Origin of the sequence: Streptomyces lonarensis, assembly GCF_012033735.1 — a bacterium.
Classification (GTDB): Bacteria; Actinomycetota; Actinomycetes; order Streptomycetales; family Streptomycetaceae; genus Streptomyces; species Streptomyces lonarensis.
Genome location: NZ_JAAVJD010000134.1, coordinates 1 through 15,270, shown reverse-complemented (window position 1 = coordinate 15,270; position 15,270 = coordinate 1). Strand labels below are relative to the sequence as shown.

11 protein-coding genes and 1 pseudogene are annotated in these 15,270 nt (G+C 74.7%); 4 read left to right on the top strand and 8 right to left on the bottom strand.

All coding sequences use genetic code 11. The features are described from left to right. Positions 1–183 precede the first annotated feature (183 nt). The 6 genes from HCN56_RS16530 to ssd form a co-directional block, all read right to left on the bottom strand. Positions 184–576 carry a TadE family type IV pilus minor pilin gene (locus HCN56_RS16530; protein WP_245246636.1) on the bottom strand — a complete coding sequence of 131 codons (393 nt, stop codon included), beginning with the start codon at positions 574–576 and terminating at the stop codon, positions 184–186. Next, positions 563–736 (bottom strand): DUF4244 domain-containing protein, encoded by a 174-nt coding sequence (locus tag HCN56_RS16525; RefSeq protein WP_312871265.1) that lies wholly within the window; start codon positions 734–736, stop codon positions 563–565. Before HCN56_RS16525 ends, HCN56_RS16530 begins: the two co-directional genes overlap by 14 nt. A 189-nt stretch (positions 737–925) precedes the next feature. After that, positions 926–1,564 carry a type II secretion system F family protein gene (locus HCN56_RS25840; protein WP_312871264.1) on the bottom strand — a complete coding sequence of 213 codons (639 nt, stop codon included), beginning with the start codon at positions 1,562–1,564 and terminating at the stop codon, positions 926–928. 121 nt (positions 1,565–1,685) lie between these two features. Beyond that, entirely contained in the window at positions 1,686–2,606 is a 921-nt protein-coding gene (locus HCN56_RS16515) for a type II secretion system F family protein (protein WP_167971890.1), read from the bottom strand. Further along, positions 2,603–3,751, bottom strand: a complete 1,149-nt coding sequence (locus HCN56_RS16510) for a TadA family conjugal transfer-associated ATPase (protein WP_167971888.1) — start codon at positions 3,749–3,751, stop codon at positions 2,603–2,605. The genes HCN56_RS16515 and HCN56_RS16510 overlap by 4 nt, the downstream gene beginning before the upstream one ends. After that, entirely contained in the window at positions 3,748–4,899 is a 1,152-nt protein-coding gene (gene ssd, locus HCN56_RS16505; RefSeq protein WP_167971887.1) for a septum site-determining protein Ssd, read from the bottom strand. The genes HCN56_RS16510 and ssd overlap by 4 nt, the downstream gene beginning before the upstream one ends. A 611-nt stretch (positions 4,900–5,510) precedes the next feature. Here ssd and HCN56_RS16500 point away from each other — a divergent pair. Beyond that, positions 5,511–6,353: an HAD family hydrolase gene (locus tag HCN56_RS16500; RefSeq protein ID WP_167971885.1), complete on the top strand. Its 843-nt coding sequence runs from the start codon at positions 5,511–5,513 to the stop codon at positions 6,351–6,353. A gap of 550 nt (positions 6,354–6,903) precedes the next feature. Here HCN56_RS16500 and HCN56_RS16495 read toward each other — a convergent pair. After that, positions 6,904–7,857 carry a Fic family protein gene (locus HCN56_RS16495; protein ID WP_245246635.1) on the bottom strand — a complete coding sequence of 318 codons (954 nt, stop codon included), beginning with the start codon at positions 7,855–7,857 and terminating at the stop codon, positions 6,904–6,906. Positions 7,858–7,974: 117 nt separating this feature from the next. On the opposite strand from HCN56_RS16495, the gene HCN56_RS16490 reads away from it, so the two are divergent. Then, positions 7,975–8,973, top strand: coding sequence for an ATP-binding protein (locus HCN56_RS16490; protein ID WP_167971883.1), 999 nt, complete (start codon positions 7,975–7,977; stop codon positions 8,971–8,973). On the opposite strand, the pseudogene HCN56_RS16485 reads toward HCN56_RS16490, so the two are convergent. Further along, positions 8,970–10,226: pseudogene (locus tag HCN56_RS16485) on the bottom strand (polysaccharide deacetylase family protein); the annotation flags it as partial. The gene HCN56_RS16490 and the pseudogene HCN56_RS16485 sit on opposite strands and share 4 nt — an antisense overlap. Positions 10,227–10,501: 275 nt before the next feature. Here HCN56_RS16485 and HCN56_RS16480 point away from each other — a divergent pair. Further along, entirely contained in the window at positions 10,502–13,021 is a 2,520-nt protein-coding gene (locus HCN56_RS16480) for a SulP family inorganic anion transporter (protein WP_167971882.1), read from the top strand. Positions 13,022–13,183: 162 nt separating this feature from the next. After that, on the top strand, positions 13,184–15,142 hold the full coding sequence (gene acs, locus HCN56_RS16475; protein WP_167971880.1) for an acetate--CoA ligase: 1,959 nt from the start codon (positions 13,184–13,186) through the stop codon (positions 15,140–15,142). Positions 15,143–15,270 lie beyond the last annotated feature (128 nt).

The window sequence follows — 15,270 nt, the reverse complement described above, 5'->3', positions numbered from 1 at the left end:
GGTCGAAGCCGAAGTCCAACTGGCGGCGCCAGTCTAGCGAACCGTCCGCAGTGCTCGCGCCGCGGCTCTCCGCAGGCGCCGGTGGTGAGGACCGCGGCGAACCACCGGCGCCGGCGGCGGCCCGGTGTCTGCGGACGGTGGCGGAAGCAGGGGCAGGGCCGTGCCCGGCGCCCCGGCCGGGGGTCACGAGGGTTCCACCTGGGCGCTCGCGCCGGCAGCCACGGGAAGCGCCAGCGCGTTGGGGCCGCGTGAGCGGGCGGCCACCACCACCCGGTGGAGCTCGCCCTCACGGGTGAACTCCACCACGGCCCCACGCGGAGCGATGGCCAGGGCGAGCTCTCTGGCGGCTTCCGTCGTCTCGCCCCGGGCGAGGGCGCGCGCTCCACCACGCGCGGCGTCGGCACACTCCTGCCGGGCGAGGCCGACTCCGACGCCCCACAGCAGCATGGCGAGGACCGCGACCAGCGCGGGGACGGCGACCGCCGCCTCCGCTGTGACGAACCCGCGGTCTCCGCCTCCGCCAGGGGCTGCGGCTCTTGTGCGCCAGACGCAGGCGGGCTGCTCACAGCGGCGCATCGAGGGCTCGTTCCACCAGGCCGCGCAGCGCCGAGGAGACGGTGTCGGAGGTGACGACCTGGTAGAGCACGGCGGCCAACCCTGCGGCGGCCACCGTACCGACGGCGTACTCGGCGGTGCTCATCCCCGCATCTCGCGGCAGCCGCGGGCGGCGGGCGATGCGGGGCCGCGCGCGGTGCGGGAGAGCGCGGAGGCGGTGCAGCGGTTCCTTCTTCACGGTGGTGCTCCTTTGTCGGTAGGGGTGAATCGATGGGGCACGGCGCCGGGCGGTGGCACGGCCGGTAGCGGCACGTCGGTGCCGGCCGGGGCGGGTACCTGCCGCCTGACACGCGGCAGGCAGGTCGGGACGTCAGCCGAGCCCGGCGACCAGTCCGATGACGACGGGCGCGACGCCGATGAGCAGGAAGGCCGGCAGGAAGCAGAGGCCCAACGGCCCGGTCACCAGGACGGCCGCCCGCCGGGCACCGGCCTGGCCCCCGCGGGCCCGGGCCCGGCGATGCTCGGCCGCTGTGGTCGCCACGGCCTCGACGGCTCCCGTGCCTCCGGTGTCGGCGAGTTCCAGGCGCCGGGCGAGGGCCCGGGCTCCGGGCGAGCGGCCCAACCTGGCCCAGACGGTCGCGGGGTCACCACCGAGGCGGATCTCCCGGGCGCAGCGCCGCAGCGCGGAGGCGAACTCCCCTGGCAGCGCCTCACCCACCGCCGCTGCGGCACCGGCGGGTGAGGCCCCCGCCGCGAGGCAGGCAGCGAGCAGATCGGCCGCCAGCGGCAGCGCGGGGTCGGTGGCGGGGCGGTTCCGCGGCCGGGCGGCGAAGGCCGCCCGGCGCCGCGACCAGGCCCGGTGGAACCGGCCCGGCTGCGGTGCCGGAGCCTGCCGGTACACGGAGCGTCGGCGGTCCCGGGCACGGCGGTGAGTGGACGCCGGCAGGAGCAGCGCCCCGGCCATGAAGCCGATCACCGCCGCTCCGAGCATCGCTGCGGTCGTGGTCACGGGCACCACCGGGGGCCGGCGCCGAGGTGGGTGCGCCGCGCGGCGGGGCGGCTGCCGGGGCCCGGCGGCCGCGTCCCGGCCGAGACCGCCCCTGCTGCGGCAGCCGGAGTGGGCACGCGCTTCATGCCGCGCTCCGTTCCGCGGCGCGGATGATCCCCGAGGTCCACAGCAGCCCGGCGGCCTCCAACGCTCCGCCGATCAGGAGGCAGAGGATGCCTGCCGGCTGGGTGAACAGGACGGCGAGCGGTGCAGCGCCGAGTGCGGTGCCGAGCAGGAGCCCGGCGGCGGGCAGAGCCGCAAGGACCGCCGCGGTGGTCCGGGGGCCGGCCAGCTGCGCGCGGAGATCTTCCCGGGTGTCGCGTTCGCTGCGCAGCGCGTGGGCGACACGGTCGAGGCCGGTGGCGAGTGAGGCGCCGCCGTCGGTCGCCACCTGCCAGCAGGCGGCCGCGCCGGCGAGGCCCCCGGCGCCCGGCAGCAGTGCCGCCCCGCGCAGGGCGGCGGCGACGTCGCCGCCGGTCCGCGCCGCCTGCGTCACCTCCGCCTCGGCCGGGCCGAGGCCGGGGAGCCCGGCCTCCCGCACGGCCTCCTCCGGCCGGCGGCCCGCTCTCGCCTCGGCTGCCACGGCGGCGCAGAAGGCGATGACGGTTTCGCCCCGGCGGTCGGCGCGGCGGCGGAACTCGCGGCGCCGCAGCCGTCGGGCGGTCAGCGGGGCGGCGACGAGCCCCACCACGAGCGGGAGCGGAGAGCCGCTCCCCACCGCGAGGAGGCAGCCGCCGAGCAGGCAGAGCACCACTCCTCTGACCGGGGGCCGCCGCAGCAGAGCAGGCACCCCGCGGCCGGGTGAGGGGATCGCTCGCGGTAGCGGGTGGGCCGTGGCGCCCGGACGGGGAGGGGCGAGACCCGCCGGCGCGGCAAGGCGGCCGGTGGGCGGCGGGAGGACCGCCCGGGCCCGGTGGCGCGACGGCCGCACGCCCAGGGCCAGCCGGGCGCCGGCTCCGCAGAGGACGACGGCGAGCGCGTGGGTGTGGAGGACCTGGCTCACAGCGCGCCTCCCAGAGCGGCCCAGCCGCGGTCCCGGAGGAAGCCCCGCTCCGTCCAGCGCAGCGCCGGCACGGTGCGTACCAGTCCGTCGGCGTCCCGCTCCAGGACGTGCACCTCGGCCAGCCGGCGGCTGCCGCGCACCCGCACCAGATGGAGGATGACGGAGAGCGCGGCCGCCAACTGGCTGTGCAGGGCGGCGCGGGGCAGGCCGGCCATGGCGCCCAGCGCTTCGAGTCGCGCGGGGACGTCCTGGGCCGCGCCCGCGTGGAGGGTGCCGCAGCCGCCGTCGTGACCGGTGTTGAGAGCGGTGAGAAGGGTGACGGCCTCCGGCCCGCGCACCTCGCCGACGACGAGGCGGTCCGGGCGCATCCGTAGTGCCTGGCGGAGGAGTTGGTCCAGGGCGATGCCGCCGGCGCCTTCCTGGTTGGCCGGGCGGGTCTCGAGACCGACCACGTGGGGGTGGGTGGGCCGCAGTTCGGCGGAGTCCTCGACCAGCACGATCCGTTCGTCCGCCGGTACGAGTCCGAGCAGCGTCGCCAGCAGCGTGCTCTTGCCGCTGCCGGTGCCACCGGTCACGAGGTAGGAGAGCCGGGCGTGCACCAGCCGTCGCAGCAGCTCCGCTCCGTCCGGTGGCAGAGTCCCGGCCGAGGTCAGCTCGTCGAGGGTGAGCGGCCGGGGGCGGACCACGCGTAGGGAGAGGCAGGGCGAGCCGACGGCGAGCGGCGGGAGGACGGCGTGCATGCGGGTGCCGTCGGGGAGCCTGGCGTCCACCCAGGGGCGCGCGTCGTCCAGGCGCCTGCCGGCAGTGGCCGCGAGACGCTGGGCCAGGCGGCGGATGGCGGTGGTGTCGCGAAAGCGGACACCGGCCCGGTGGAGCCCGCGGCCGCGGTCGACCCAGACGGCGTCGGGGCCGTTGACGAGGACGTCGGTGACGTCCGCCTCGGCGAGCAGGGGTTGGAGCGGACCGGCGCCGACGAGTTCGGAGCGCAGCTCGCGGCTCTCGGCCAGGACGTCGTGGTCGCCCAGGAGCCGGCTCTGCTCCCGCAGCACGGCGGCGACGCGGTGGGGGGTGGGGTCGTCGCCCGCTTCGGCGAGTTGGGCGCGGACCTTGTCCAGCAGGTCGGCGGCGGGCCGGGTGAGCGTCATGCGGGCCGCCGCTGCGCGGGCAGGAAGGGCGCGGCGTCGCCCGGACGGGCGGTGCGGTCCTCGGCGGGCCGGTCGGGACGGTCGCCGCGAGCGGCCGCCGGTGAGGGCAGCGTTCGGCGGACCAGTGCTTCGCAGAACCGCCCGAGGGGCGCGCCCGCGTCACGGCCGGGCGGCTCGCCCGCGTCCACGGCCGGGCAGAGGCGGCGCTGGTCGGGGATCTCCCCGGCGAGCGGTAGGCCGACGAGGCGGGAGACCTCGGTGGCCGGGAGCGCCGCCCCGGGGCGGACCACGAGCCGGAGGTCGCGGACCAGTCGCCCGGCGGTGGTCGCGGCGATGCGGGCGGCGGCAACGGAGCGGAGATCGCCCGGGACGACCAGCAGACCGAGGTCGAGCCGGGAGAGCGCCGCCGTGGTGGCCTCGTCCGCGCCGCGGGGCAGGTCGATGACGACGGCGCCGCCGCCGCGGCGTGCCGCGGCGAGCACAGAGGCCATGGCCTCGCCCGTGGGGTGGCGGCCTGCCTCCCGGGTCCAGCTGAGCAGGCTGACGCCGTGCACGCGGGGCAGCGCGTCGGCGACGGCGGTCCAGGACATGCGGCCACGGGTGGCGGCGAAGTCCGGCCAGCGGGGGCCTTCCGTACGTTCGGCGCCCAGCAGGAGGTCGAGCCCGCCGCCGCCGGGGTCGGCGTCCACCAGCGTGGTGCGGTGTCCGCCGCGCGCCGCGGCGAGGGCGAGGGCAGCGGCGAGGGTGGAGGCGCCGGCCCCGCCACGGCCGGGGAGCACGCCGACGGTGAGCGCCGGGTCGCGGGCCGTCTCCACTGCGTCGGCGATGCGGTCGGTGAGCGTCTTCTCGGCGTCCGGGAGGTGGAGGACGGTCTCGGCACCGAGGGCGACGCCGCGCTGCCAGATGGTGTGGTCGTCCAGGTTGTGGCCGACGAGGACGACGCCGGGCCGCCGGGCCGGCGGACGCCCCCGGGAGAGCGCCCAGTCGTCGCCGACGAGCACCAGGCGGGCGGTGGCCCAGGCCGTGGCGGCGGGTTCGTGGCCGTGGACGACCTCCGCCGGGGCGTCGGCGGCCGCGCAGAGGCGGAGCAGGTCGTCGAGCAGGGACTCGTCCTCGGTGAGGACGAGCACCGGGGAGGGTGCGGTCATCGGGTTCCTCCGTGGTCCGTCGGGGCCGGCGTGATCGACGGCCCGGACGTCACAGTGGCGGAATTCCCGGAATCGCGATGATCTTGAGCAGAATCTGTGGATAACGCGGAAGATGTGGATAACTTCGACACACGAACGGGTGATCCGGCCGCACACCCCTCCCCACGGGCGAAAAGACCGCCCACTATCGGTAGGGGATCACCAAGTAGCCGCAGTGCGCATCACGAGAGGAAAGGCATTCGGCAGACGCCCTCATCCACCGACACCCTGACGCCCCGACGGCCGCGTCGCGGAGCATCTGCGACCACGGCAGCCCGGCGCGATGACGTCGACAGGACGCGACGGTGACGCGACCGGAGCTGCTTCCGCGCCCGACGCTCTCGAACAATCTCCGGGCCCGCCGTTCCCGCGACCGCGGCGCACCTGCGTCCGGACATGCGACGACCCCCGCCGGGGGGGAGAGCGGGGGTCGTCTTCCGCGGCCGACTCGGGGGGGGATGAGCCGGACCGGGATAGCACGGTCGCGAACGATCCGTGACTTCCATGGTGTACCCGAGAGCCCTCCCAGGCAAACCCACCGCGCCGCCGCCTACGCCGAATGGTGGGCGTTTATGCTCGACCACGTGGAAAATCTGCCGCAGCCACGAACCGCCGCCTTCTTCGACCTCGACAAGACCGTCATCGCGAAGTCGAGCACACTCACCTTCGGTAGGTCCTTCTACCAGGGCGGTCTGATGAACCGCCGAGCCGTGCTGCGCAGCGCCTACGCGCAGTTCGTCTACATGGTCGGCGGCGCCGACCACGAGCAGGTCGAGCGGATGCGCCGCTACCTCTCGGACCTCTGCCGGGGCTGGAACGTCCAACAGGTGCAGGAGATCGTCGCGGAGACGCTGCACCAGGTGATCGACCCGATCATCTACGACGAGGCCGCGTCGCTCATCGAACAGCACCACGCGGCGGGGCGGGATGTCGTCATCGTGAGCACCTCGGGCTCGGAGGTGGTGGAGCCGATCGGCCGGCTCCTCGGCGCGGACCGGGTGGTCGCCACCCGCATGGTCGTGGAGGAGGGCCGGTACACCGGTGAGGTCGCCTACTACGCCTACGGCCCGGCCAAGGCGGACGCCGTCCGCGAACTCGCGGTCTCCGAGGGCTACGACCTGGAACGCTGTTACGCCTACAGCGACTCGGCCACGGATCTGCCGATGCTGGAGGCGGTCGGCCACCCCCACGCGGTGAACCCGGGCCGCTCCCTCCGGCGGGAGGCGGTGGCCCGCGAATGGCCCGTGCTCAACTTCAACCGCCCGGTCCGACTGAAGAAGCGCTTCTCGGCGCCGCGGCCGGCGGTGACGGCGGGCGCGGTGGTGACCGCCGCGGCGATCACCGGCGGCGTGGTCTGGTACCTGGGGCGCCGCACCCGACGGCGGGCGGCTGCCGGCGGGCGCCGCTGCCGGTGAGCGGGGCGAGGGGACGGGGCCGAGGAGACACGGGTACCGCCGGCGGAGACGCGGCACGCCCGGCGGACCGCCACGGGCCCTGACGGCCGGCCAGCGGCCACCGATCCCGGGGCCGTCATGCGCCGCACCCGCCACGGCCGAACAGCGAAGAGCGGCGGTGCCGCCCCTCGGGGCCGCACCGCCGCCGGTACATGTCCGCCGGGCGATCAGGCGTGCTCTGTGAGTACCGATCAGGACGGGGTCTGCGCCCGCTTCCTGGTGCGGCTGGCCCAGATCGTGGGCTGGCGACGCGTGGGTACCCGGCATTCATGTGTACCGCTGCCGAGGCTTGATCCGACGGTGACCGCTTGAGGACGACCGCTCGAGAAGGCCTCTGACTCCTTTGTACCTCCGCCCGGGGCCGTGAGAAAGCCGGCGGACGAGATTTTACTTTTCGGTTCAACCGGACTGATCGGACGGATTCTCCGGGCCCCGCCCTCGACCGCCGCCGCACCGCCACCCCCACCCCCGCACCGCCACCCGCGCCCCGCAGGCTTCCCGCGCGGCGGGCTCAGGCGGCTCCCCGCTGCAGCGCCTCGCAGACCGCGACCGACTCGCGGGCGCCCAGCTCCGCCGCCCGCCCGCAGTGCGCGATCCACCGCGCCATACCGGCGGCGGTCCCCGAGGCGTAGTCGCCCAGGGCCTCCCGGTACGCCTCGGCACCCTGCTCGGCGTGGCCCACCTCGCAGGGCGCGACGCCCTTGGGGTCCAGGCCGCCACCGACGAGGACGATGCGCTCGGCGGCCCTGGCGACCACTCCGTTGTGGGAGGTGAACGGCCGCAGCGCCATCAGCTCGCCGTGCACCACGGCGGCGGTCACCAGTGCGGGCGCGCCGGAGCCGGAGACCACCAGGCGGGCGAGGGCCTCCAGCCGTGCCGCGGTCTCGTCGACCGACGGCAGCGGCAGCGCCGGCCCGTCGGGGTCGTCGACGTCCTCCCCCGCGAGCCGGGGGCGCCCGACAGCGGGGTGCTCGACGCGCCCGGCGGTACCGGTACGCCCCGCGGTTCCGGCGGACGCGCCCAGGGGCGCTCCCCCGGCGGCGACGAGGTGGAGCCGCGCCAGGACCCGCAGCGGGGAGGCGCGCCAGATGTCCAGCAGCTGGCCGGCCTCGGCGGACACCCGCAGCGCGGCGCCCATGATCCGGGCCTCCGGGTCGGCGGAGAAGTCGCCCCGGCGGCGGACCTCCTCCAGCGCCCAGTCGGCCCCGGCGAGCGCGGCCGAGGCGCGGGCCCCGCGGAGCGCGGCTTCCGAGGAGACCTCGGCGCTGCGCCGCCGCATCACGCGGTGGCCGTAGACGCGGTCGACCGCCTTCCGCATGCCGGCGACGGCCTCCGCCGCTCCGGGGAGTTCGGCCAGCGGAAGCAGGGGGTCGGGCGGGGTCGCGGACCCGGTGTCCGTGCCGGAGGGGCGCGCGTCGCCCGAGGCGGCCGCGCCGCCGCTGCCCTGGGGGGTGTTCGCCGTCATGGCGGCAGCCTATGCGGTGGCACGTCTGTTCCGGGGTGGTGGCCGGTGTCCCGCCTTCGGGTGGTCCTGCCCGCGGTGGCTCCGCCCGGGCGGGGTCCGCGGCTAGGTTGGCTGAACATGAAGATCGCTTTCGTCGGCAAGGGCGGCAGTGGCAAGACCACGCTCTCCTCGCTCTTCATCCGCTCCCTCGCCTCGCAGCGCGTGCCGGTCACCGCCGTGGACGCGGACATCAACCAGCACCTGGGTGCCGCACTCGGCCTCGACGAGGAGGCAGCGGCCTCGCTGCCACCGTTGGGAGCGCACCTGCCGCTGATCAAGGACCACCTGCGGGGCACCAACCCGCGCATCACCTCCGCCGCCTCCATGATCAAGACGACACCGCCCGGTAGCGGCTCGCGGCTGCTGCGGCTGGAGGGCACCAACCCCGTCTTCGACGCGTGCGCCCGTGACGTGGACCTGGTCTCCGCCGCCGACGGCGAGTCGGAGGGCCGGGTGCGGCTGCTCGCCACCGGCCCCTTCACCGAGAGCGACCTCGGGGTCGCCTGCTACCACTCCAAGACCGGCGCGGTGGAGCTCTGCCTGAACCACCTGGTGGACGGGCGGGACGCCTATGTCGTCGTCGACATGACGGCCGGCAGCGACTCCTTCGCCTCCGGCATGTTCACCCGCTTCGACATGACCTTCCTCGTCGCCGAACCGACCCGCAAGGGCGTGTCCGTCTACCGCCAGTACCGCGACTACGCGCGCGACTTCGACGTGCGGCTGCGCGTCATCGGGAACAAGGTGCAGGGCCCGGAGGACCTGGAGTTCCTCAGGGCGGAGATCGGTGAGGACCTCCTCGTCACCTTCGGCAACTCGCCGTGGGTGCGCGCCATGGAGCGCGGCGGCGCCCGTCCGTTCCGGGAGCTCGAGCAGGAGAACCTCCTCGCGCTCAAGACCGTGCACGAGGCGGCCGACGCCGCCTACGCCCAGCGGGACTGGGAGCGCTACACGCAGCAGATGGTCCACTTCCACCTGCGGAACGCGGCGAGCTGGGGCAACGAGCGGACGGGCGTCGACCTCGCCGCGCAGGTCGACCCGGGCTTCGTCCTGCGCGAGGACGCACCGGCCGGCTGACGACGGGCGGGCCCGGCGGTGTCCTCCGCCGCGGGGGCGGGGCCCGCCGGGAACGAGCCCCACCCGCCGGCCGGCGCCTCACCGACGCCGAGCCCGCGCAGCTCCTCCAGCACCGCCGGGTCCTGCGCGTCCAGCCAGTCGACCAGCTGGCGGAACGAGACGCAGCGCACCTCCTCCCGCGGGCAGACGTCCGCCACGACGTCCTCGATGGCGTCCATGTAGATGCCGCCGTTCCAGCCGTTGAAGTGGTTGCCGATGATCAGCGGCGCGCGGTTGCCGTCGAAGGCCCGCTGGAAGCCCTGGAGCAGTCCGTCGCGCATCTGGGCCTCCCACTCGCCCCAGCGCGACGGGTCACCGCTGCCGGGGCCCGACTGGTTGACCATGAAGTTGTAGTCCATGGCGAGCGTCTCGAAGGCCCGTCCCGGCATGGGGACCGCCTGGAGGGGGATGTCCCAGACCCCTTCGCGCTGGCTCGGCCAGACCTGGGTGCCGTTGCCGCTGGAGTCGTAGCGCAGCCCGAGGTCGCCGGCGGCGGCGAGCAGGGCGTCCTGACCTTCCAGGCAGGGGGTGCGGCCGCCGATCAACTCCTCCTCGTAGTCGAAGGGCAGCGGCTCGACCTCCTCCCAGCCGGTGGTGGTGCGCCAGTTCTTCACCATCCACTTGGCCTGCTCGGTCTCGCTGATCCAGTCCTGCGGCGACCAGGAGCCGACGCCGCCCGGGCCGCAGAAGTGGCCGTTGAAGTGGGTGCCGATCTCGCTGCCGTCGAGCCAGGCGCCGCGCAGTTGCTCCAGCGTGGCGGCGATGTTCTCGTCCTTGAGGTAGCCGATGTCGGAGGCGCCCGCGGAGCGGCCCGGGGGCTCGTACGCGTGGCGCTGGTCCTCCGGCAGCAGGTAGACGCCGGACAGGAAGTAGGTCATGTGGGCGTCGTTGTCCTTGGCGATCTGCCGGAACCGTGAGAACAGCTGGTTGCCGTCCTCCCCGGCGCCGTCCCACGAGAAGACGACGAACTGCGGCGGAGCCTGGCCCGGTTCGAGGGTCTCGATCGCCGGCTGGTTGGGCTGCGCCCCGGTGAACGCGGTGGAGCCGTCCCCGATGAGCTGGGGTGCCTGCGGCGCGGCCTCGGGCTCCGCGCCTTCGTCCTTCTGCTGCCGGGGGCCGTCGCCCGCCGGGGTGCCGCCGGAGCAGGCGGCCATGGTGAGCGTGACGGCAAGGACGGTGGCAGCCGCCGCAAGCCTGGTAACCGAGCCCGTCATCGGGATCTCCCGCCGTGAGGTCTGTCTGGGCCGGACCGGTCGACGCCATGGCGCGAACCAGCCCGAATCCAAACTCTCCCGACAATCCAAAGAGATACTGATACGACAAGCAGTTCAGATGATTATTCATGCTTTGGGAGCAATGCGACCCACGAAAGGGCTTACGTACTCGTGCATGCCTTTACGTCCCATTACTCTTCATTTACCAATGCTTGAGGGTAGGCATACCCTCACGCTGCGTGTGCACGATCCCTGCTGCCCTAGGACGGAGACGGATGTCCGCCTGCGCCCCCGCCCCACCCCAAGGACTCGCTCGCCACCGGGCCGACCTCTCGGCCTCGATCTCGGTTTTCCTCGTCGCTCTGCCGCTGTCGCTGGGCATCGCGCTCGCCACCGGCGCCCCCCTCCAGGCGGGGCTCGTCGCCGCCGCCGTGGGCGGCATCGTCGCCGGCCGGCTCGGCGGCGCCCCCCTCCAGGTCAGCGGCCCCGCCGCCGGTCTCACCGTGGTCACCGCCGACCTCATCCAGGCGTACGGCTGGCGCACCACCTGCGCCATCACCGTCCTCGCCGGCCTCGCCCAACTCGGGCTCTCCGCCCTGCGGGTCGCACGGACCGCCCTGGTCGTCAGCCCCGCGGTCGTGCACGGCATGCTCGCCGGTATCGGCGTCACCATCGCCATCGCGCAGCTGCACATCGTTCTCGGCGGCAGCCCCGAGAGCTCCGTGCTGAGCAACCTCGCCGAGCTGCCCTCCCAGCTGGCGAACCCGCACCCGGCGGCGCTCGTCGTCGGTGGCGTCACCATCGCCGTCATGCTGCTGTGGCCGCGACTCCCCGGCCGCTACGGCGCCCTGGTCCGCAAGGCGGTGCCGACCGCGCTCGCGGCCGTCACCCTCGCGACGTTGACCGCGCTCGCCGCCGGCTTCCGGCTCGACCGGGTCGACCTGCCCTCCTGGAGCAGCCACGCCCTGCCGCAGCTCCCCGAGGGCCCCGCGCTCGGCATCCTCGCCGGCGTGCTGACGGTGACGCTGGTCGCCAGCGTCGAGTCGCTGCTCTCCGCCGTCGCCGTGGACAAGCTGGCGACCGCCCGGCAGCGCAACGGGGGCCCCCGCGTCCCCAAGGCCGACCTCGACCGCGAGCTGCGCGGTCAGGGCGCCGGCAACGTGATCTCCGGCGCGCTCGGCGGCCTCCCGATCACCGGGGTCGCGGTGCGCAGCTCCGCCAACGTCGCCGCCGGGGCGGTGAGCCGCAACTCGACGATCCTGCACGGCTGCTGGGTGCTGCTCGCCACGGGCCTCCTGGTCGGCCTGCTGGAGCTGATCCCGCTGGCGGCGCTCGCCGCGCTGGTCATGGTCGTCGGCATCCAGATGGTCAAGATCACCCACATCCGCAGCGTCACGCAGCACCGCGAGGTCGCGGTCTACGGGGTGACGGTGCTCGGCGTGGTCGTCTTCGGCGTGCTGGAGGGGGTCGGGCTGGGCATCGCCCTGGCCATCGCCACCGCCCTGCACCGGCTGACGCGCACCCGCATCACCCACGAGGAGCTGCCGGACGGCGGCCACCTCGTCCGGGTGCGGGGCCAGTTGACCTTCCTCGCCGTGCCGCGGCTCACCCGTGTGCTCAACCAGGCGCCGGAGGGGACGGTCGTGACGGTCGAGCTCTCGGGCACCTTCATGGACCACGCCGCGCACGAGACGCTGCACGACTGGCGGACCTCGCACCTCGCCCAGGGCGGGCGCGTCGAGATCACCGGCCGGACCGGGGAGCCGGTGGGCACCCCGGCGACGACCCGCGAGTTCCGGCAGCCCTGGCTGCCGTGGCACAACTACCAGCCGACCAGCCGGCCGACGCCGGTCCCGGCAGTGGCCGACGGCCCGGCGGGCGGGGAGGCGCCCGGCGAGCCGGGCGCGCCTCCGGCGGCGCGCCGCTCGGACGCCGCGACGGAGGCCGCCGCCGAGGGCGGTGACCGGGCCGTGGTCTCGCTGGCGGAGCCGCCGCCCGGCGGCGTCCCCGCCGCGGCACCCGGCGCGGACGACCGTCCGGGAGCCCCGCGGCCGGTCGAGGACGGTGGATTCCGTCCCGCGAGCGGGCTGCGGGCGCGGGGCCCGGCGGACGACCGGCTGCTGAGCGGTGTGGAGGATTTCCAGCGGCTCACCGCTCCGCTGGTCCGCGAGGATCTGGCACGGCTGGCGCGGGACGGCCAGCGCCCCGGGCAGCTCTTCCTGACCTGCGCGGACTCCCGGCTGGTCACCAGCATGATCACCTCCAGCGGACCGGGCGACCTCTTCACCGTCCGCAACGTCGGGAACCTGGTGCCGCCGCCCGGCGGGGAGGAGGCCGACACCTCGGTCGCCGCGGCGATCGAGTACGCGGTGACGGTGCTGAAGGTCCGCTCCATCACCGTCTGCGGCCACTCCGGGTGCGGCGCCATGCAGGCGCTGCGGCAGACCGCCGCGGCGCCGCCCGCTCCGGCGGGCGCGGCCGACAGCCCGCTGCGGCGGTGGCTGCGCCACGGCCGGCCGAGCCTGGACCGGCTCGCGGCCGGTGCCGGCGCGGAGCCGCGGGTCGGCGGCAGGGAGACCGCGGACGGCGTGGAGTCGCTCTGCCTCGCCAACGTGGTGCAGCAGCTGGACCACCTGACGCGGCACCCGTGCGTCGCCGAGCGGATGGCGGACGGCTCCCTCACCCTGAGGGGGATGTACTTCCACGTCGGGGAGGCGCAGGCCTACGTGCTGGACGACCCCGGTGCGGGATCGCCGATGTTCCGCCCGGTGCAGCCCTCGCTGTTGACCAGCTGATTTTCCCGCCCGGCGCCCGTTCGGCGCGACGAGCGCCCGCTCGTCCCGCCGGACGGGCCATTCGCCGGGACAGGTCTACACCAATCCGCCGTGAGCCCTTGTCAAAGCCCGGGGTGGCTGATGGGGTGTGTCGTGGGACACAGCAGCGATGCGGAGGATGCCGTGAGTAACGAGAGCCTGGCCAACCTCATGAGCGAGGAGCGGAGCTTTCCGCCGCCCCCCGCGCTGGCCGCCGAGGCCAATGTCACCGCGAGCGCGTACGAGGCGGCGGCCGAGGACCGGACGGCCTTCTGGGCCGAGCAGGCCCGCCGGCTCTCGTGGTCCACGGAACCGACCGAGACCCTCGACTGGTCCGAGCCACCGTTCGCGAAGTGGTTCGCGGACGGCCGGCTGAACGTCGCGTACAACTGCGTCGACCGCCATGTCGAGGCCGGCCACGGCGACCGCGTCGCCATCCACTTCGAGGGCGAGCCGGGCGACTCCCGCAGCCTCACCTACGCCGACCTCCAGCGGGAGGTCTGCCGCGCCGCGAACGCGCTGACCGAGCTCGGCGTCGCGACCGGCGACCGGGTCGCCGTCTACCTCCCGATGATCCCGGAGGCCGTGATCACGATGCTGGCGTGCGCCCGCATCGGTGCCCCGCACTCCGTGGTCTTCGGCGGGTTCTCCGCCGACGCGCTGGCCACCCGCATCCAGGACGCCGACGCACGGGTCGTCGTGACCTCCGACGGCGGCTACCGGCGCGGCAAGCCGAGCGCGCTGAAGCCCGCGGTCGACGAGGCGCTGACCCGCCCGGGCACGGAGAACGTCCGCAACGTGCTGGTGGTGCGCCGCACCGGCGAGGAGACGGCCTGGACCGAGGGTCGCGACCTGTGGTGGCACGACGTGGTGGACCGTCAGTCCGACGAGCACACCCCCGAGGCGTTCGACGCCGAGCACCCGCTCTACATCCTCTACACCTCGGGCACCACCGGGAAGCCGAAGGGCATCCTCCACACCTCCGGCGGCTACCTCACGCAGACGGCCTGGACCCACCACGCGGTCTTCGACCTCAAGCCCGAGTCGGACGTCTACTGGTGCACCGCCGACGTCGGCTGGGTGACCGGCCACTCCTACATCGTGTACGGCCCACTGGCCAACGGCGCGACCCAGGTGATGTACGAGGGCACCCCCGACACCCCGCACCACGGCCGCTGGTGGGAGATCGTCCAGAAGTACGGCGTGACGCTGCTCTACACGGCGCCCACGGCGATCCGCGCGTGCATGAAGTGGGGGGACGAGATCCCCGCGAAGTTCGACCTCTCCTCGCTGCGCATCCTCGGCTCGGTCGGTGAGCCGATCAACCCCGAGGCGTGGATGTGGTACCGCGAGCACATCGGCGGCAACCGGGCGCCCGTGGTCGACACCTGGTGGCAGACCGAGACCGGCGCGATGATGATCAGCCCGCTCCCGGGCGTCACCGCCGCCAAGCCGGGCTCCGCGCAGGTCCCGCTGCCCGGCATCGCAGCCACCGTGGTGGACGACGACGCCAACCCCGTGCCGGACGGCGGCGGCGGATACCTGGTCCTCACCGAGCCGTGGCCGTCGATGCTCCGCACCATCTGGGGCGACGACCAGCGGTTCCTGGACACCTACTGGTCCCGCTTCCCCGGCCGCTACTTCGCCGGCGACGGCGCCAAGAAGGACAAGGACGGCGACATCTGGCTGCTCGGCCGGGTGGACGACGTCATGCTGGTCTCGGGCCACAACATCTCGACCACCGAGGTCGAGTCGGCGCTGGTGTCGCACCCCAAGGTGGCCGAGGCCGCCGTGGTCGGGGCGACCGACCCGCAGACCACGCAGGCGATCTGCGCCTTCGTGATCCTGCGCGGCACCGCCTCCGAGGACGAGGGACTGGTCGAGGAGTTGCGGGCGCACGTCGGCAAGCAGCTGGGCGCCATCGCCAAGCCGAAGCGCGTCCTGCCGGTGGCGGAGCTGCCGAAGACCCGCTCGGGCAAGATCATGCGGCGGCTGCTGCGTGACGTGGCGGAACACCGCGAGCTGGGCGACGTCACGACGCTCACCGACTCCTCCGTCATGGATCTGATCCAGCGGAAGCTGCCGGACACCTCCGGCGACTGACGGGCCGCCACGGCCCGACCACCACCCCGGACCTCCGCCCGGCCTCCGCCGCCGGAGGCAGGGTGGAGGTGCAGAGCACGGCACGCCCGCGTGGGCGGTACCCGGCGAACCCGCCCGGTGCCGCCCAC

Coding starts and splice junctions, on each gene's coding strand:
- HCN56_RS16510 (WP_167971888.1), bottom strand. CDS start 3,751: ATGACGCTCACCCGGCCCGCCGCCGACCTGCTGGACAAGGTCCGCGCC.
- ssd (WP_167971887.1), bottom strand. CDS start 4,899: ATGACCGCACCCTCCCCGGTGCTCGTCCTCACCGAGGACGAGTCCCTG.
- HCN56_RS16495 (WP_245246635.1), bottom strand. CDS start 7,857: ATGACGGCGAACACCCCCCAGGGCAGCGGCGGCGCGGCCGCCTCGGGC.
- HCN56_RS16480 (WP_167971882.1), top strand. CDS start 10,502: ATGTCCGCCTGCGCCCCCGCCCCACCCCAAGGACTCGCTCGCCACCGG.
- HCN56_RS16500 (WP_167971885.1), top strand. CDS start 5,511: ATGCTCGACCACGTGGAAAATCTGCCGCAGCCACGAACCGCCGCCTTC.
- HCN56_RS16490 (WP_167971883.1), top strand. CDS start 7,975: ATGAAGATCGCTTTCGTCGGCAAGGGCGGCAGTGGCAAGACCACGCTC.
- HCN56_RS16530 (WP_245246636.1), bottom strand. CDS start 576: ATGCGCCGCTGTGAGCAGCCCGCCTGCGTCTGGCGCACAAGAGCCGCA.